The organism is Amycolatopsis dongchuanensis (assembly GCF_039542405.1).
Lineage (GTDB): Bacteria > Actinomycetota > Actinomycetes > Mycobacteriales > Pseudonocardiaceae > Amycolatopsis_E > Amycolatopsis_E sacchari.
Genome location: NZ_BAABIB010000101.1, coordinates 21,225 through 39,389, shown reverse-complemented (window position 1 = coordinate 39,389; position 18,165 = coordinate 21,225). Strand labels below are relative to the sequence as shown.

Annotated in this window: 14 protein-coding genes; 13 read left to right on the top strand and 1 reads right to left on the bottom strand. The window is 71.2% G+C overall.

The features are described 5' to 3' along the window. Window positions 1-79: 79 nt before the first annotated feature. Window positions 80-943 (bottom strand): zinc metalloprotease HtpX, encoded by an 864-nt coding sequence (htpX, locus tag ABFX51_RS27300; RefSeq protein WP_346055323.1) that lies wholly within the window; start codon window positions 941-943, stop codon window positions 80-82. A gap of 150 nt (window positions 944-1,093) precedes the next feature. Here htpX and ABFX51_RS27295 point away from each other — a divergent pair, with 150 nt between their 5' ends. The 13 genes from ABFX51_RS27295 (at window position 1,094) to ABFX51_RS27235 (ending at window position 18,147) form a co-directional block, all read left to right on the top strand. Next, a complete protein-coding gene (locus tag ABFX51_RS27295; protein WP_346055322.1) occupies window positions 1,094-1,993 on the top strand; it encodes a YncE family protein in 900 nt (299 codons plus the stop codon). A 48-nt stretch (window positions 1,994-2,041) separates the two neighbouring features. Beyond that, window positions 2,042-2,914: an LLM class F420-dependent oxidoreductase gene (locus ABFX51_RS27290; protein ID WP_091505117.1), complete on the top strand. Its 873-nt coding sequence runs from the start codon at window positions 2,042-2,044 to the stop codon at window positions 2,912-2,914. 122 nt (window positions 2,915-3,036) lie between these two features. Continuing rightward, window positions 3,037-4,059 (top strand): Gfo/Idh/MocA family protein, encoded by a 1,023-nt coding sequence (locus ABFX51_RS27285; RefSeq protein ID WP_245782958.1) that lies wholly within the window; start codon window positions 3,037-3,039, stop codon window positions 4,057-4,059. A gap of 77 nt (window positions 4,060-4,136) precedes the next feature. Next, window positions 4,137-5,093, top strand: a complete 957-nt coding sequence (locus ABFX51_RS27280) for an SDR family NAD(P)-dependent oxidoreductase (RefSeq protein WP_091505119.1) — start codon at window positions 4,137-4,139, stop codon at window positions 5,091-5,093. After that, a complete protein-coding gene (locus ABFX51_RS27275; protein ID WP_091505120.1) occupies window positions 5,090-6,595 on the top strand; it encodes an MBL fold metallo-hydrolase in 1,506 nt (501 codons plus the stop codon). Before ABFX51_RS27280 ends, ABFX51_RS27275 begins: the two co-directional genes overlap by 4 nt. Window positions 6,596-6,757: 162 nt before the next feature. Beyond that, entirely contained in the window at window positions 6,758-10,780 is a 4,023-nt protein-coding gene (locus ABFX51_RS27270) for a DUF4082 domain-containing protein (protein WP_091505121.1), read from the top strand. After that, window positions 10,777-11,982, top strand: a complete 1,206-nt coding sequence (locus tag ABFX51_RS27265; protein ID WP_346055316.1) for a glycosyltransferase — start codon at window positions 10,777-10,779, stop codon at window positions 11,980-11,982. The genes ABFX51_RS27270 and ABFX51_RS27265 overlap by 4 nt, the downstream gene beginning before the upstream one ends. Before the next feature lie 20 nt (window positions 11,983-12,002). After that, on the top strand, window positions 12,003-13,136 hold the full coding sequence (locus ABFX51_RS27260; protein WP_346055314.1) for a DegT/DnrJ/EryC1/StrS family aminotransferase: 1,134 nt from the start codon (window positions 12,003-12,005) through the stop codon (window positions 13,134-13,136). Then, the gene (locus ABFX51_RS27255) at window positions 13,133-14,107 is read left to right on the top strand and encodes a hypothetical protein (protein ID WP_346055313.1); all 975 of its coding nucleotides are present in this window, start codon (window positions 13,133-13,135) and stop codon (window positions 14,105-14,107) included. Before ABFX51_RS27260 ends, ABFX51_RS27255 begins: the two co-directional genes overlap by 4 nt. Further along, window positions 14,104-15,345 (top strand): glycosyltransferase family 4 protein, encoded by a 1,242-nt coding sequence (locus tag ABFX51_RS27250; protein ID WP_346055312.1) that lies wholly within the window; start codon window positions 14,104-14,106, stop codon window positions 15,343-15,345. The genes ABFX51_RS27255 and ABFX51_RS27250 overlap by 4 nt, the downstream gene beginning before the upstream one ends. Continuing rightward, window positions 15,342-16,448 (top strand): DegT/DnrJ/EryC1/StrS family aminotransferase, encoded by a 1,107-nt coding sequence (locus tag ABFX51_RS27245; protein ID WP_091505125.1) that lies wholly within the window; start codon window positions 15,342-15,344, stop codon window positions 16,446-16,448. The genes ABFX51_RS27250 and ABFX51_RS27245 overlap by 4 nt, the downstream gene beginning before the upstream one ends. Then, window positions 16,445-17,020 carry an acyltransferase gene (locus ABFX51_RS27240; protein WP_091505126.1) on the top strand — a complete coding sequence of 192 codons (576 nt, stop codon included), beginning with the start codon at window positions 16,445-16,447 and terminating at the stop codon, window positions 17,018-17,020. The genes ABFX51_RS27245 and ABFX51_RS27240 overlap by 4 nt, the downstream gene beginning before the upstream one ends. Then, the gene (locus ABFX51_RS27235; protein ID WP_346055311.1) at window positions 17,017-18,147 is read left to right on the top strand and encodes a GNAT family N-acetyltransferase; all 1,131 of its coding nucleotides are present in this window, start codon (window positions 17,017-17,019) and stop codon (window positions 18,145-18,147) included. The genes ABFX51_RS27240 and ABFX51_RS27235 overlap by 4 nt, the downstream gene beginning before the upstream one ends. Window positions 18,148-18,165: the final 18 nt, after the last annotated feature.

Here is an 18,165-nt window from a genome sequence, read left to right as displayed (position 1 = left end):
CGACCGGCTGGCTGGCGCGCCAGCCGCACGGCACAGCCGGTGCGCGGGCGAGCAAGCGGCTGGCGCCTGCGGCCAGCCCTCACAAGCCCCGGCGCGCCATCTCCTCCAGGCGGGCGATGCGGTCCTCGATCGGGGGGTGTGTGGAGAACAGGCGCGAGAAGGACTCCCCGGGGCGGAACGGGTTCGCGATCATCAGGTGCGACTGCGAGACCAGCTGCGGTTCCGGCACGAGCGGCGCCTGCCGCGTGCCGTACTCCAGCTTCCGCAGCGCCGACGCCAGCGCCAGCGGGTCACCGGTCAGCCGCGCCCCGGACGCGTCCGCCTGGTACTCCCGCGAGCGGCTCACCGCGAGCCGGATCACCGCCGCCGCGATCGGGCCGACCAGGACCAGCAGCAGCGACACCAGCGGGTTGCCCTCCTCGCGGTCGTCACCGCCGAAGGCGCCCATGAACATCGCCAGGTTGGCCAGCACGCTGATCATGCTCGCGAGCGCCCCGGCGACGCACGAGATGAGGATGTCGCGGTTGTACACGTGCGACAGTTCGTGACCGAGCACCGCCCGCAGCTCACGCTCGGTGAGCAGCTCCAGGATCCCCGTCGTGCAGCACACCGCTGCGTGGCGGGGGTTGCGGCCCGTGGCGAACGCGTTCGGCGCGACGGTCGGGCTGACGTACAGGCTCGGCATCGGCTGCCGCGCGGACGTCGCCAGCTCCCGCACGATCCGGTACATCGCGGGCTGCTCCGCCTCCGAAACCGGCCGGGCGCGCATGGCCCGCAGGGCGAGCTTGTCCGAGTTGAAGTAGGCGTAGGCGTTCATGCCGAGCGCGAGCAGCAGCCCGATGAACAGCGCCCCCCGCCCGAAGATCGAACTGATCGCGACGATGAGGGCACTCAGCAGGCCGAGCAGCAGCGCCGTCTTCAACCCGTTGTGATGCCTGTGCACCCGCACCTCCTTCCCGGACATCAGGAAAACGCTCGGATGAGCCGGGAAAGTTCCACCGGAACGGTGTTCTCGCACCTATGTCACACCTCTCGGCGTTAATGTTTCACCGGGGAGGTGGGGATGTTCGGTAGACGCACACTTTTCACCTTGGTGGCGGGGCTGGGGGCGCTCACCGTCGCTCCCGCAGGGGCCGCGCCGCGGGTCACCGCTGTCCGCGTCGGCCGGGAACCCGGTGCGGTGGCTGTGAATTCCGCCACGGGATCCGTGTACGTCGGCAGCGGGGACGGGACCGTCTGCCTCGCCGGAGCCCGTTCCGTCGCGGTGGGCGGAGAGCCGACCGACCTCGCGGTGGACGAGACGTCCGGCCGCGTGTACGTCGCGGCGCGGACGGCCGGCACCCTCACCGTCCTGGACGCCGACGGGACCCTGCGCAGCGTCGTGCCGTGCGGGCCGGGAGCCGCCGTGGTGGACGTGGACAGCGCGGGCAACCGGGCGTACGTCGGCAGCGGACTCGGCGCGGGCGTCGCCGTCGTCGACACCGTCGCGTGCGTCGTGGCCGAGCAGCTCAGCGGACCGGGGCAGGGCTTCGGCGGCGTACGCGTGGACGAGGCGCGTCAGCTGGCGTACTTCGCCAGCGCGCACACGGATTCCGTGGAGGTGCTCGACCTCACCTCGGGCGAGTTCGTGTTCACCATCCCGGTCGGGCGGGCGCCGGCGGGTTTGGCGCTGCACGAAGCGAGCAACACCCTGTACGTGGCCAACTCCGCGATCCACCACCTGTCGGTGGTCGACGGCGCGACGCGCGCCGAGCGCACGACGATCCTCCTGCCCAGCGAGGCCTCGTCGGTCGCGGTGCACCAGGCGAGCCACACCGTCTACGCCAACGGCGGCCCGGACGGCCTCGTGCGGATCGACGGGACGACGGGGTCGGTCACCGGCACGCTCCCGCTCGGCGTGAACCCCGGCGGGGTCGCCGTCGACCAGCGCACCGGCACGGTGCTGGTCACCGATCCACTGCACGATCAGCTGCTCCTCGTCCGCGAATTCTGATCCTGGAGCGACTCCGGGTATAGCGTCGGTTGCGGAGGTCGATTTCCCATGAAGCTCGGACTGCAGATCCCTGATTTCACCTGGCCCAACGGGCCCGCGAAGCTCGGCGCCGAACTCGCCGGCGTGGCGCGTGCCGCGGACGAGGCCGGGTTCGAATACCTGGCGGTGATGGACCACTTCTTCCAGATCCCCGCCGTCGGCCCGGTCGAGAACGACATGCTGGAGGCGTACACGACGCTCGGTTACCTCGCCGCGCACACCGAGCGCGTGAAGCTGCTCACGGTGATCACGGGCGTGATCTACCGCCTGCCCGGCGTGCTCGGCAAGGCCGTGACCACGCTCGACGTGCTCTCCGGCGGGCGCGCGATGCTCGGCATCGGCGCGGGCTGGAACGAGGAGGAGTCACGCGGGCTCGGTTTCCCGTTCCCGTCCACAAAGGAACGTTTCGACATGCTCGAAGAAGCGCTGCGTTATCTGCACCAGCTCTTCTCCGACGACGACGGCCCGTTTGAAGGCGACTACATTTCCGCCGAGCGCATGATGAACGTGCCGGCCCCGTTGACCAAACCGCGCCCGCCCATCATGATCGGCGGTTCCGGGGAGAAGAAAACGCTGCGGTTCGTCGCGAAATACGGCGACGCGTGCAACATCTTCAACAGCCCGGAGCTGGAGCGGAAACTCGACGTGCTGCGCGGGCACTGCGAGGCCGAGGGCCGGAACTACGACGAGATCACGAAGACCGTGTACCACCGGCTGGACATCGGCTCGAAGGGCGAGAAGTCGGAGGAGTTCCTCACCGAGCTGCGGCGCCTGTCCGCGCTGGGCGTCGACGCCGTGATCGGTTCCTGCCCGACGGTCCCCGACACGAAACCGTTCGAGATCTTCGCGAACGAGATCATTCCCGAGGCCGCGAAGCTGTAGCGGGAAACCGCTGCACACCGTGTGTTAATTCCCGGCCGAAAACCGGGCTGTAACGGCACCTCCCGTTCCCGCGACCGCATGGACGCATGTCTGGAATCCGGCTCGCGGGAACGGGGAGTGCTTTGAGACGCATCGGTCTTGCCGTGATCGGGGCGGGGTACTGGGGCCCCAACCTGGTCCGCAACGCGCAGGCGACACCGGAACTGCGACTGGAGTACCTGTGTGACCTCGATGTCGCCAGGGCGCGCCAGGTGCTCGGCGACTACTCGACGGTCCGGGCGACCGCGTCACTCGACGAGGTGCTCGAAGACCCGGCGGTGCAGGCCGTGGCCATCGCCACGCCTGCCGCCACCCACCTGAAGGTCGCGACGGCCGCGCTCGAAGCGGGCAAGCACGTGCTCGTCGAAAAGCCGCTCGCGGCGAACCTCGCCGAGGGCAGGCAACTGGTCGAAACGGCCGAGCAGCGCGGGCTCGTGCTGATGCTGGACCACACCTACTGCTACACGCCTGCCGTGCGCGAACTGCGCCGGATCGTGCGCGGTGGCGAGCTGGGCGACGTGCAGTACCTGGACTCGGTGCGCATCAACCTCGGCCTGGTGCAGCGTGACGTCGACGTGCTGTGGGACCTCGCGCCGCACGACCTGTCGGTGTTCGACGCGATCCTGCCGGCCGGGCTCGAACCGGTCGCGGTGGCCGCGCACGGGTCCGACCCGATCGGCGCGGGCCGGGCGTGCGTGGCGCACCTGAGCATCGAGCTGACCGGCGGCGTCCTCGCCCACGTGCACGTGAACTGGCTGTCCCCCACCAAGATCCGCACGATGGTCGTCGGCGGGTCGGCGAAGACAGTGGTGTGGGACGACCTCAACCCGAGCCAGCGGCTGTCCGTCTACGACCGGGGCGTGGACCACCAGCGGGAACAGGCGATCGTGTCCTACCGGATCGGCGACATGGTCGCGCCCGCGCTGCGCGAGCAGGAGGCGCTGCGGGCCGTGATGGCCGAGTTCGCCGAGTCCATCACGCAGCGGCGCGCCCCGCTCACCGACGGCCGGTCCGGCCTCCGCGTCCTCGCGCTGCTCGAAGCGGCGTCCCGCAGTCTGACCGAAAACGGCGCCTTCGTGGCGGTACGGCAGGAGATCGCAGCATGAGCGAGCTTGCGAGCGAATCATCGAGCACCATGCCGGCAGACAGCACTGCCGCGGCTCGCCGCGTCGAACAGGGCCGCATGAGCGCGCAACCACTCACCGGACAGCGGTTCCTGGTCACCGGCGGCGCCGGCACCATCGGTTCCGCCGTCGTGGACCAGCTCGTCGAGGCCGGGGCGGCCGAGATCATCGTGCTGGACAACCTCGCCAGGGGACGCCGGGAGAACCTCGCGGCGGCCGGGGACAAGGCCACGCTCGTCGTCGGCGACATCAACGACCGGGAGCTCGTCGCGGAGCTGATGAGCGGCATCGACGTGGTGTTCCACCTGGCGGCGCTGCGCATCACGCAGTGCGCCGAGCAGCCGCGCCTCGCGCTGGAATCCCTCGTCGACGGCACGTTCACGATCCTCGAAGCCGCGGAGGCCGCGTCGGTCAAGAAGGTCGTCGCGTCCTCGTCGGCCTCGGTGTACGGCCTCGCGGAGACCTTCCCGACCACGGAACGCCACCACCCGTACAACAACGACACGTTCTACGGCGCGGCGAAGGCGTTCAACGAGGGCATGCTGCGCAGCTTCCACGCCATGTACGGACTGGACTACGTGGCGCTGCGGTACTTCAACGTCTACGGCCCCCGCATGGACGTGCACGGGCTGTACACCGAGGTGCTGATCCGCTGGATGGAGCGGATCAGCCGCGGCGTGCCCCCGCTGATCTTCGGCGACGGCGCCCAGACCATGGACTTCGTCCACGTGCACGACATCGCCAGGGCCAACCTGCTCGCGGCGAAGGCGCCCGTGACGGACAAGGTCTACAACATCGCCAGCGGTACCGAGACGAGCCTGCGTGAGCTGGCGCTGGGCCTGCTCACCGCGATGGGCTCCGACCTCGAACCCGAGCACGGTCCGGAACGCGGGACCAACGGCGTCACGCGGCGGCTGGCCGACATCTCCGCGGCGGCCGAGGACCTGGGCTGGCGACCGCAGATCAAGCTGCCGGACGGCCTGCGGGGGCTTGTTGAGTGGTGGCGCAACGCATGAGCACGATCCGGTACCTCGGGCACGCCGGGTTCGTCGTGGAGCACCGCGGCACCCGGATCCTGATGGATCCCTGGTTCTTCCCCGCGTTCCTCGGCTCCTGGTTCCCCTACCCCGACAACCGCTTCCTGCTCGACGACGTGGTCTCGGGCGAGTTCGACTACCTCTACGTCTCGCACGCGCACGAGGACCACTACGACGAGGAGCTGCTGCGCAAGCTGGACCGCTCGACCAAGGTGATCGTGGCGAAGTACCGGTCGAAGGTGATGGTGCGGCACTTCCGCGACCTCGGCTTCGAGAACGTGACCGCGCTGGCGCACCGGGAGTCGCTGGAGCTGGGGCCCGGGCTCACCGCGACCATGCTGCTCGACACCAGCCACAAGGAGGACAGCGGCCTGCTGCTCGACCTCGACGGCTTCCGCTTCCTCGACCTCAACGACTGCAACACCCCGATGTCGGAGCTGCCCGGCGACATCGACCTCCTGGCGGCGCAGTTCTCGGGCGCGATGTGGTACCCCAACTGCTACGACTACCCGCCCGCCGTGATGGCCGAGAAGGTCGCGGGCGTGCGCGCGGACCTGATGGACACCTTGTACCGCAAGGTGAAGCTGACCGGGGCGAAGGCGTACCTGCCCTCGGCGGGGCCGGCGTGCTTCCTCGACCCCGAACTGACGCAGTACAACGACCGCGACGCGACGATCTTCCCGGTGTGGGAGCAGGTCGCCGAAGGGTTCGCGCAGGCGTGCCCGGAGACCGACGTGGTGCGGCTGGGGCCCGGCGATTACCTCGACGTAGGCAACGGCATCGCGGTGCACGCCGGGGGTCCGCTGGAGGAAGACCTCGACGCCTACCGCGAACGCAGGCGGGACGAGTGGGCGGAGTTCCACGCGGGACCCGAGCCCGAGGTCTCGCTCCGCGAGATCGAGCAGTACTTCCACACGCTGCAGACGTGGAACAAGCGTTTCCTCGGCGACTTCAGCAAGGACATCCGGCTCGTCGCGGGCACCGCCGACTGGGACGTGCGGCTGGGCCGGCTGGCCGAGCACTTCGTGATCGAGGGCGAGGAACCCTATGACCCGGAGTACACGCTCCTGGTCTCGCCGCGGGTGCTGCGGGCCATTGTGGACGGTCGGACGGGGTGGGAGGAGGCGCTGCTGTCGATGCGCATCGGCCTGCACCGCGAGCCCGACGTGTTCGACCTGACCTTCATGGGCCTGCTGCGCTACGGCAACCACCCCGCGCAGACCATGCAGATGCTGCGTGAGCGGCAGAACACCGAGACGATCGAACGGGACGGCCTGCGCCTGCAGCGGTTCTGCCCGCACGCCGGGGAGGACCTGACGTTCGCCGAGATCTCCGGTGGCCGGATCGAATGCCCGCGGCACCACTGGATCTGGGACGCCCGCACCGGCGAGTGCGTCGACAAGGCGTCACTGCCCCTGCGCGTGGAGGTACTGGACGAGCAGGCCCTGCGGAAAACGGAGAACGCGAGCGGTTCGGAATAACCCGCCGAGCCCGCACAACCGTTTGACGGCAACGCTTTTCGCCACCGAAGGTGACGTTTCGAACCGTTCCACCGAAAGGTGTAACGAGCTGGGGTGACGTCTCGACTCCGCGAGCGACAGCTGGTGTGGCGAAGCCGTGGGGCAGAAACGGAAGGCGCGGGCATGCGAGGAAATTCCGGACGAAGAACGCGGCGGTCACGCGCACTCGCCGCGCTGCTCGCGCTTTTCGGTGGTGTCGTGCTGGTCCCGCTCACCACCGCACCGGTGGCGCACGCGGCACCGTGCGACGCGCCCGTGCTGAACAAGGTCGCGTGCGAGAACACCCTCGCGGGCACGCCCAACTGGATGGTCGAATCGCTGGACGACTCGATCGCCGGCTTCACCGCCGACATCAGCTCCGCCCCCGGCGGCACCGTGCAGTTCAAGGTGAAGACGAACGCCAGCAACTTCCGCGTCGACATCTTCCGGCTCGGCTACTACGGCGGCGTCGGCGCCCGCCAGGTCGACTCGATCCCCGCCACCCCGCACAACCAGCCCGCCTGCAAGACCGACTCCACCGGCCTCTACGACTGCGGCAACTGGGCCGTGTCGGCCACCTGGAACGTGCCCCCGACCGCGGTCTCCGGCCTGTACTACGCCGTGTTCCACCGGCTGGACACCGGCGGTGAGAACGAGGCCGCCTTCGTCATCCGCGACGACACGAGCACCTCGAAGATCCTGTACCAGACCTCGGACGAGACCTGGCAGGCGTACAACACCTACGGCGGCCCCAACGGGGACACCGGGAACAGCTTCTACACCGGCACCGGCCCGGGCGCGCAGGGCGCGGCCTACAAGGTGAGCTACAACCGCCCGCTCTACGGGGAGGGCGACGAGAACTTCATCTTCAACGCCGAGTACCCGATGCTGCGGTTCCTGGAGGCCAACGGCTACGACCTCAGCTACACGACCAATGTGGACACCGCCAGGCGCGGTCAGCTGATCAAGAACCACAAGATCTTCATGACGGTCGGGCACGACGAGTACTGGTCGAACGAGCAGCGGGACAACGTCGAGTCCGCGAAGGCCGCCGGGGTGAACATGGCGTTCTTCACCGGCAACGAGGTGTTCTGGAAGACCCGCTGGGAACCGAGCATCGACGGCTCGAACACCGCGATGCGCACCGTCGTCTGCTACAAGGAGACCCTCGCGGACGCACACATCGACCCGACCACGACGTGGACGGGGACCTGGCGGGACGCCCGGTTCAGCCCGCCATCCGACGGCGGCCGGCCGGAGAACTCCCTGCTGGGCCACATCTTCACGGTCAACGGCTACCGCAGTGACGCGATGTCCGTGCCCGCCGCGTACGGCAAGATGCGGCTGTGGCGCAACACCCCGCTGGCGAGCCTGCCGACGGGCAACACCTACACGTTCCAGCCCGGCACGCTCGGTTACGAGTGGGACACCGTGGAGGACAACGGGTTCCAGCCGCCGGGTGTCGCGCAGCTGTCGCGCACGACGGTCAACATCACCGACGGCAACTACGTGCTGAAGAACAACGGTTCCGTCTACGGCACCGGCACGAAGACGCACGCGCTGACCTACTACCGCGACCAGACCAGCGGCGCCCTCGTGTTCGGCGCCGGCACGGTGCAGTGGGCGTGGGGGCTCGACGACAACCACGCCTTCCAGACGGAGACACCGACCTCGGACGTGCGGATCAAGCAGGCGACCGTGAACCTGCTCGCCGACATGGGCGCGCAGCCGGCGACCCTGCAGTCCGGGCTCTTCGCGGCGACGGCGAGCACCGACACGCAGCCCCCGGTCGTCGCGATCACCGGCGCTCCGCCGACCACCGTGGGCACGAGCTACACCGTGTCGGGCACCGCCACCGACCTCGCGGGCAAGGTCGCGGGCGTCGAGGTGTCCGTGGACGGCACCACGTGGCACCCAGCCGACTGGACGGCGGGCACCACGAACTGGAGCTACACCTACACGCCCGACACCGCGGGCACGCCGACGGTCCGCGTCCGGGCGGTGGATGACTCGGCCAACCTTTCGGCGCCGGTGTCCGCGACCGTCACCGTCTCGGCCCGCACGTGCCCGTGCAGCATCTGGACCCCGACGACCGTGCCGCCGACCACCACGACGAACGATCCGGGCCCGGTGGAGCTGGGCGTGAAGTTCCAGGCCTCCTCCGACGGCTACGTGCGCGGGATCAAGTTCTACAAGGGCGCGGGCAACACCGGTACGCACACCGGCTCGCTGTGGACGGCGGACGGGCAGCGGCTCGCGACCGGCACGTTCGTCAACGAGACGGCCAGCGGCTGGCAGACACTGACGTTGCCGACGTCGGTGCCGGTCACCGCGGGCACGACGTACATCGCGTCGTACTACGCCCCCGTCGGCCACGAGGCCGCGGACAACTACTACTTCACCGGCAAGTCGGCGAAGCTGGATCCGCTCGTCGCCCCGGCGAGCCAGCCCGGCAACGCCAACGGCGTGTTCCACTCCGGCGGCGCGGGCTTCCCGGCGCAGAGCTTCCAGGACACGAACTACTGGGTGGACGTGGTGTGGGGACCGGATCCCGGGCCCGACACGCGTGCCCCGCTGTTGCAGTCCACCGCGCCGGGCAACGGCGAAAGCTCCGTCGCGCTGACGGCGGCGCCGACGGTGACGTACGACGAGAACATCGCGCCCGGCTCGGTGCAGTTCACCCTGACGTCGTCGGGCGGAGCCGAAGCCGGCACCGTCTCGGTCTCGGGCACGAAGGTCACCTTCACCCCGTCCGCGCCGCTGGACCCAGCCACCACCTACACGGCCACGGCCAGAGCGGCGGACGCGGCGGGCAACCAGGCGGACGTGGTCACCTGGACCTTCAAGACCGGATCACCACGCCCGGCCAACTGCCCGTGCACGTTGTGGGACGACTTCACCCACCCCACCAACGTGACGGACTCCGACCCGACCGCGGTCGAGCTGGGCACGAAGGTGCGGTTCAGCGGCCGGGGCCAGGTCCTCGGCGTGCGGTTCTACAAGGGCCCCGGCAACACCGGGACGCACACCGGTTCGCTGTGGTCGGCCGACGGGCAGCGGCTCGCGACGGGCACCTTCAGCGGTGAGTCGACGACCGGGTGGCAGACGCTGCTGTTCAGCTCGCCCATCACGGTGCAGGCCAACACGACGTACGTGGTCTCCTACTACGCCCCCAACGGCCATCCGGCGGGCGACAACGGCTACTTCGTCGACCCGGCCTCGTACGGGGCGATCGAAGCGCTGCCGGACGGCTTCGACGGTGGCAACGGCGTCTACAAGGTGGGGGCCGGGTTCCCGACCTCGACCTACCGGTCCAGCAACTACTGGGTGGACGTCATCTACCAGAACGGCCTGAACGGCGACACCACCCCGCCGACGATCACCGCCACGACCCCGGCGGCGAACGCGACGAACACGCCGCTCGCGGGCACGGTGAGCACGACGTTCAGCGAGCCCATCGACCCGACGAGCGTGCAGTTCTCGCTCACCGATCCCGGCGGGGCGAACCTGACGGGCACGCTGTCGCTGTCCAGCGACCAGAAGACGGTCACGTGGACCCCGGCGGCGAGGCTCGCGGCGGGCACGACCTACCTCGCGAGCATGCGGGCGGCGGACGTGAACGGCAACCCGATGCCGACGGCGGTGACGTGGAACTTCACGGTGTCGACGGTGCAGACCTGCCCGTGCTCGCTGTTCAGCTCGGCGACGGTGCCGCTGGTGCTGTCGGCGGACGAGGCGACGTCGCTGGAACTGGGCGTGCGCTTCAGCTCCTCGGTCGCGGGCTCGATCACCGGCGTGAAGTTCTACAAGGGCGCGGGCAACACCGGCACGCACACGGGTTCACTGTGGACGGCCGGCGGGCAGCTGCTGGCCACCGGCACGTTCGCGAACGAGACGGCGAGCGGCTGGCAGACGCTGGTGTTCAGCACACCGGTGCCGATACAGGCCGGGACGTTGTACGTGGCGTCCTACACGGCACCCAACGGGCACTACTCGGCCAACCCGTACTACTTCGAGCAGACCGGAGCGACGAGCGTGCCGCTGACCGCGGCCCCGACGGGTTCGGACGCCCCCAACGGCGTGTTCAACGCCGGGCCGGGCTTCCCGACCGCGACCTACCGGGGCGGGAACTACTGGGTCGACGTCGTGTTCCAGCCGAACCCGTGACGGCGGGACGGGGTGCCCGGGGGCGGCGGCTGCTCGTCGTCGCCTCCGGGGTCAGCTGGGACGGCGTGCGGGGCTCGGAACGCCAGCTCGCGCAGGCACTGGTCCGGCACGCCGACGTGCTGTGGGTCGACCCGCCGGTTTCCCCCGTCACCGCGCCCCGGTACCGCGGGGTGGCGGCGACGGGACGGCATTGGCGGCCGACGTTGACCGACGCGGCCGAAGGCATCACCCGCCTGACCCCGTTGGCACCACCGGGGCTGTCCCGTCCCGGCGTCCGTGAGGTCACGTGGCCGCTGGCCCGCGCGCAGATGCGGTGGGCGTTGCGGCGGCTGGGAAGACGGCCGCACGCGGTCATCTCGTGCTCGGTCGCTGACGTGCTCGGGCATTGGGGCGCGGGCGTCCGGCAGGTGTTGTACGGCACAGACGACTGGGTCGCCGGGGCGGAGCTGATGCGCCTCGACGCCCGGCGTGTGGCCCGCGACGAGCGGAAGGCGTTGCGGCACGCGGATGTCGTGCTGGCGGTGGGCCCGGAACTGGCAGACCGGTGGCGGAAGTCGGGTGTGGAGGCGCACGAGTTCCCCAACGGCTGCGATCCGGACGCCTACGCGGAACTGGGGGCACCCGCCGAACTGCCCGCGGGATTTCCCACGCCCGTGGCGGGCCTGAGCGGTCAGCTGTCGGACCGCATCGACCTCGCGCTGCTGGAAGCGGTGGCGGCGACCGGAATGGGCCTGGTGCTCGTCGGTCCCCGGGATCCCGCCTGGCAGCCGGACCGCGTGGACGCCTTGCTGCGCAAGCAAAACGTGCACCACGTGGGCGCGCTGCCGTTCGAGGAGCTGCGGCCGTGGCTGGCCCGTTTCGACGTGGGCCTTACGCCGTACGCCGACACCCCGTTCAACCGCGCGTCGTTCCCCCTCAAGACGTTGGAGTACCTGGCGGCGGGACTGCCCGTGGTGAGCACCGACCTGCCGGCGAGCAGGCGGCTGCGGGAGGAGACCACCGAGGTCCGCCTCGCCACGGGTCCTGCGGAGTTCGCGGCGGCCGCACTCCAGGCGGCACGCACGAACGGCGGGGCGCGACGCGAGGTGGCGCGGAGGCATTCGTGGGCGGCCCGCGCCGACGAGCTCGCCGGAATTCTCGGAATCCGGGATTCCGTTCCGCTGCAACACAACGGCCCTCCGCCGCGACTCAGCAGACGATGATGCCTGCGAAAGGGAGAACGGTGATCCCTGTCATGCGCCCCGTGCTGGGCGACGAAGAGGCCGAAGCGGCCGCCGAGGCGGTGCGCTCCGGCTGGGTGGCGCAGGGCCCCCGCGTCGCCGCGTTCGAGCGGGCCTTCGCTGAGCGCGTCGGCGCCGGGCACGGGGTGGCGGTGTCCTCGTGCACCACGGCACTCCACCTGGCGCTGCACGCACTCGGCACCGGCCCCGGCGACGAGGTCGTGGTGCCGTCGTTCAGCTTCATCGCCACTGCGAACGCGGTGCGCTACTGCGGCGCGACCCCCGTCTTCGCGGACGTGGACGAGGTGACCGGGAACCTCACCGCCGAGACGGTGGCACCGGTGCTGTCCTCGCGCACCAAGGCGGTGCTGGCGGTGCACCAGGGCGGGACGCCCGCCGACATCGCGTCGCTGCGCGAAGCGTGCGGCGAGATCCCGGTCCTCGAAGACGCGGCGTGCGCGGCCGGATCGACGCTCGGCGGCCGTCCGGTGGGTGCGGGCGCGCTGCTGGCGGCGTGGTCGTTCCACCCCCGCAAGCTGCTGACGACCGGCGAAGGCGGCATGATCACGACGGACGACGGGGACCTCGCGGCCCGCCTGCGCCGGTTGCGGGAACACGGGATGAGCGTGTCGGCCGCCGACCGGCACGCGGCGGGCACCGCGGTCGTCGAGCAGTACCTCGAAACGGGCTTCAACTACCGGATGACCGACATCCAAGCGGCGGTCGGGCTGGTCCAGCTGACCCGGCTCGACGGGATCGTGGCCCAGCGGCGGGAACTCGCCGCGCGCTACCACGCACTACTCGACGGCGTGCCTGGCCTGCGTGCGGTGCGCGACCCCGCCCACGGCACCACGAACTACCAGGCGTTCTGGGTGCTGCTGGACGACGACGTGCCGGTGGCGCGCAACGACCTGCTGACCCTGCTCGCAGCGGAAGGGATCTCGGCCCGGCGCGGGATCATGGCCGCGCACCTCGAACCGGCCTACGCCGGGCACCCGCACCCGCCGCTGCCGGTCACCGAGAAGCTGTCCACCCGCTCGCTGATCCTGCCGCTGCACCACGAACTCACCGCCGCCGACCAGGAGCGCATCGTGGGGCTGCTGGCCCGCGCGGTCGCCGCCACCCCGGTCCCGTGAGCGCCCGCCTGCTCGCCCTGTGCGAGGACGCGATCGCCCGGATGCGGCTCGACCTGCGTGGCCGCGTGGTCGTCACCGAGGCCGCGACCGGCGCGTACGCCGTGACGCCCGTGCTCGCCGCGATGGCGGGGGCGGCCGAAGTGCGGGCGCTGAGCCGGGACAGCCGGTACGGCACCGCGGCGGAGGCCGAGTCGGCGGTGCTCGCACTCGCCCTCCGGGCCGGTGCCGCCGACCGGCTGAAGTTCTTCCGCCACAAGGACGCGGAGCTGTTCCGCGGCGCGGACATCGTGACCAACAGCGGGCACCTGCGGCCGATCGACGCCTCCGTCGTCGCGGCGCTGCGGCCGGGCGCGGCGGTCAGCCTGATGTACGAGCCGTGGGAACTGCGTCCCGGCGAGGTGGACCTCCTGGCGTGCCGTGCCGCGGGGGTCGCGGTGGCCGGGCCGAACGAGCACCACCCCGCGGTCGGCGTGTTCGACTACTCGGGGGTGATGGTCATCCGGCAGTTGCTGGACGCCGGGTTCCCCGTCCGCGGGACGCGCATCCTCCTGTTGTGCGACAACGTATTCCGTGCCGAGATCGAGCGTGACCTCACCGCGCTCGGAGCCGAACTGCTCGACGCGCCGTCCGGCAGGCTCGACGCGGTGCTCGTCGCACTCACGCCCCGGTCCGGTCCCGTGCTCGACGTCGCCGCGCTGCGGGAACTCGCCCGTGAGCACCCGGAGACGACCATCGTGCAGTTCTGGGGCGACGTGCGGCGTGAGGACTGCGCGGCCGTGGGCCTGCCCGTCTGGCCGGAGGTCGCGCCGCCGCCGGGGCACATGGGCGTGCTGCCGTCCGCGGTCGGCGTGGACCCGATCGTGGCGTTGCAGACCGCCGGGCTCAAGGTCGGCGAGGTGCTCACCGCACCGGCCGCGGCCCCGGACGACCTCGCGTTCGTCCTGCCCGTCGAGGAGGAGGTGGCCGTATGAGGGTCCTCGTCTACCCGCACGCGATGGAGATCGGCGGTTCCCAGCTCAACGCACTGCAGCTGGCCGCGGCCGTCCGCGACCTCGGGCACGACGTGACCGTGGTGAGCGAACCGGGCCCGCTGCTGGAGTTCGTCGCGCGCCACGACCTGCCGCACGTCGGCATTCCCGCGGACCGGCGGCGGCCCTCGGCGGCCGTAGCCCGCACACTGTCCACTTTGGTCAGTCAGCGGGGCGTCGACGTCGTGCACGGCTACGAGTGGCCGCCCGTCCTCGAAGCGCTCGCCGCGACCCGTGGCCGCAGCGCGGTCGTGGGCACCGTGCTGTCGATGTCCGTCGTGCCGTTCTTCCCCCGCACCGTGCCCCTGCTGGTCGGCACCGAGGCGATCCGCGCCGCGGCGCTCGAAGCGGGCCACGAACACGTCGGGCTGCTGGAACCGCCCGTGGACACCGAGACCGACCACCCCGGCGTGGACGGCAGCGCGTTCCGCGCGGAGCACGGCCTCGCCCCGGACGTGCCGCTGGTCGCGATGGTGTGCCGGCTCGTGCCGGAGCTGAAGCTGGAGGGCCTGCTCGCCGCGTGCGACGCGGTCGGTGAACTCGCCATGGCCGGGCACAAGGTCCAGCTGGTCATCGTCGGCGACGGGCGCAGCAGGGCCGACGTGGAGCGGCGCGCCGCCCGCGCGAACGAGCGCGCGGGGGAACGCGTCGTCGTGCTCACCGGCGAGATCGCCGATCCGCGGCCCGCCTACGCCGCCGCCGACGTGCTGATCGGCATGGGTGGCTCGGCGTTGCGCGGGATGGCGTTCGGCAAACCCCTCATCGTCTCCGGCGAACGCGGCTTCAGCGAGCTGCTGACGCCGGAGACCGCGCCGGTCTTCCTCCGCGGCGGCTGGTACGGGCAGGGGCCCGGCTCCCGGGGCAGCGGGCCCGCCGCGTTGCGGGACGCACTCAAGCCGCTCATCGACGCGCCGGTCCGCCGCGCCGAGCTGGGTGCGTTCGCCCGGCAGCTCGTCGAGACCCGGTTCAGCCTGCGCCACGCCGCGCAGGTGCTCGTGCAGGAGTACGAACGGGCCGTCGCCGAGCCCGTTCCCCGTGCCCGGCTCGCCCGGGACGCCGCCCGCAGCGCCGCGGGCCTGCTCGCCTACAAGTTCGCCCGCAGGTACCAGCGGATCCGGGGCGCGGTCAGCACCGACGACGCCAACGCCACCCCGGTCCTGATCCCCCAGGAGCGCAGATGACCCCGATTCCCTTGGTGGACCTCGCCGTCCAGCACAGACAGGTGGCCGACGAGGTCGCGGCGGGCTGGGCGGAGGTGCTGGCCACGACCGCCTTCGTCGGCGGGCCCGCGGTGAGCGCCTTCGAAGCCGAGTTCGCCGCGTACGTGGGCGCGAAGCACTGCATCGGGGTCGGCAACGGCACCGATGCGCTCGAACTCGCGTTGCGGGCCGCCGGGGTGGGTGCGGGCGATGAATGCGTCCTGCCGGCCAACACGTTCATCGCCACGGCGGAGGCCGTGGTCAGGGCGGGCGCACGGCCGGTGCTCGTGGACTGTGACGAGGACACCGGGCTGCTCGACGTCGACGCGATCTCCGGGGTGCTGACCGACCGGACCGCGGCGATCCTCCCGGTGCACCTCTACGGCCAGCCCGCGCCCGTCGAGCGGATCCTGCCGCTGGCGCGGGCCATCGGTGCGGTGGTCGTCGAGGACGCGGCGCAGGCACAGGGCGCGCGGCGGCACGGCGCGGGCGCCGGGACGCTCGGCGACCTCGCGGGCACGAGCTTCTACCCGGGCAAGAACCTCGGCGCGTACGGCGACGGCGGAGCCGTGCTGACCGGCGACGCCGAGCTGGCCGAACAGGTCCGGCTGCTCAGCGCTCACGGCTCACCGCGGAAGTACGAGCACGAGATCGTCGGCTTCAACAGCCGCCTCGACACGCTGCAAGCCGTGGTGTTGTCGGCGAAGCTCAAGCGGCTGGAGGGCTGGAACGAGGCCCGTCGCGCGGCGGCGGCGCGGTACGACGACCTGCTCGCCGGGCTGCCGCAGGTCACGACACCCGTGGTGCTGCCGGGCAACGAGCCGGTGTGGCACCTCTACGTCGTGCGGGTGCCGGACCGGGACCGCGTGCTGGCGCACCTGCGGGACCACGGCATCGGCGCCGGCGTGCACTACCCGACGCCCGTGCACCGCACGGAGGCCTTCGCGTGGCTCGGCTACGCGGAGGGCGACTTCCCTGTGGCCGAGAAGGTCGGGGGCGAGCTGCTGTCACTGCCGTTGTACGCCGAGATCACCCCGGAGCAGCAGGAACGCGTGGTCGGGACGCTCGCAGAGGCACTGCGATGACCGTGGTGGGCAACGGGGTGCGCGTGCACCCGCAGGGGTTGTGCGAGAGCGAGCACGTCGGGCCGGGCACGCGGGTGTGGGCCTTCGCCCACGTCCTGCCGGGCGCGCGGATCGGCCGGGACTGCAACATCTGCGACTGCGCGTTCGTCGAGGACGGCGCGGTGCTGGGCGACCGGGTGACGGTGAAGAACGGGACGCTGGTGTTCGCCGGTGTCACGTGTGAGGACGAGGTCTTCCTCGGGCCGAACGTGTTGTTCACCAACGATCTGCGGCCGCGGGCGCACCTCCGCAAGGGGCCGGAGGAGCTGATGCCGACAACCGTCCGTCGCGGTGCATCCCTCGGCGCGGGTGTCGTGGTGGTCTGTGGCACGGAGATCGGCGAGTACGCCTTCGCGGCCGCCGGAGCCGTCGTGACCAGGGATGTGCCGGCGCACGCGTTCGTCGCCGGGAACCCCGCCGAGGTCAAGGGCTGGGTGTGCGTGTGCGGGCACCGGCTGGACGAGCCGCTCAAGTGCGGTGAGTGCGGGACGGCCTTCGCCACAGCGGAGCGCGGGCTGCGGCGGTTGCCGTGATCATCCGGGACCTGGCACCCGGCGACTTCGACGCCGTCTGGCGCATCCGGCGCCGCGCGTTCGGCGGTCCCGCCACGCCGGGTCCCTCCTGGCCGGGCGACCCGGCCACCTTCCGCGGTTTCGTGGCGGAGTCCGGCGGTGAGCCGTGCGGGTTCCTGCGGATCCGGCGGATGGGGCAGTTCTTCGGCGGCCGGGTGGTCCCGATGGGCGGGCTGGCCAGCGTCGCCGTCGATCCCCACGCCAGGGGCCAGGGCGTCGCGGGCGGTCTCGTCGCGGCGGCGTTGGAGGCGATGCGTGCCGACGGGCAGCCGTTGTCCGCCTTGTTCACGAGCGTGCCCGCGTTGTACCGCGGCCGGGGCTGGGAACGGTCCGGTGTGGTCGAGCGCGTCGAGCTGGGCATGACGGCTTTTCGAGGCGTCCCCGGGGGGAAGTACGCGCTGCGGCCGCTTACGAAGTCCACTTCGGACGAATTGCGCGCTTGTTACCTCGAGCTGGCTTGTGATCTCGACGGCATGCTGGCCGGACACACCCCCAACGGAGACCCGGATCTGGGCAGCGCTGTGGTCGACAGCGAAGGCAAGCTGCGCGGGTACCTGGCTCTCGACCGCCGGGACGGCGAGCTCGACGTGCACGACTTCGTCGCGCTCGACCAGGAGGCGGCCGCGACCCTGCTGCGGGCGCTCGCGTCGTGGGCCGGGCTCGTGGACAAGGTGCGGCTCCGGCTGCCCGAGCCCGACGTCGTCAGCATGCTGCTGCCCGACGCCGGGGTGCGGATGATCGAGCCCTGGTACCTGCGGGTGGTCGACTTCCCCGCCGCCGTGGCCGCCCGCGGCTGGCCCGCCGCCCGCTTCCTCGCCGAAGGCACCCAGACCTGCGTCGAGATCGTCGACGAGCACGCCCCCTGGCAGGCAGGCACATACCGGCTGGTCGTCCGCGACGGCACCGTCCACTGTGTCCCGATCGACGCCCGGCCGGACGTGCGCCTGCACGCCAGAGCCCTCGGCCCGTGGTACTCCGGCGCCGTCCCCACCACAACCCTCCGCCGCACCGGCCTCTGCACAGGCGACGGCTCCACACTCGACGCACTGGTCACAAGCACAACCCCCAGGATGCTCGACTCGTTCTGACCCCTCACCCCAGCCGAA

What these genes read in the sequence shown, in the direction of transcription:
- ABFX51_RS27275 (WP_091505120.1), top strand. Translation starts at nt 5,090, where the DNA reads ATGAGCACGATCCGGTACCTCGGGCACGCCGGGTTCGTCGTGGAGCAC.
- ABFX51_RS27245 (WP_091505125.1), top strand. Translation starts at nt 15,342, where the DNA reads ATGACCCCGATTCCCTTGGTGGACCTCGCCGTCCAGCACAGACAGGTG.
- ABFX51_RS27240 (WP_091505126.1), top strand. Translation starts at nt 16,445, where the DNA reads ATGACCGTGGTGGGCAACGGGGTGCGCGTGCACCCGCAGGGGTTGTGC.
- ABFX51_RS27250 (WP_346055312.1), top strand. Translation starts at nt 14,104, where the DNA reads ATGAGGGTCCTCGTCTACCCGCACGCGATGGAGATCGGCGGTTCCCAG.
- ABFX51_RS27290 (WP_091505117.1), top strand. Translation starts at nt 2,042, where the DNA reads ATGAAGCTCGGACTGCAGATCCCTGATTTCACCTGGCCCAACGGGCCC.
- ABFX51_RS27280 (WP_091505119.1), top strand. Translation starts at nt 4,137, where the DNA reads ATGAGCGCGCAACCACTCACCGGACAGCGGTTCCTGGTCACCGGCGGC.
- ABFX51_RS27270 (WP_091505121.1), top strand. Translation starts at nt 6,758, where the DNA reads ATGCGAGGAAATTCCGGACGAAGAACGCGGCGGTCACGCGCACTCGCC.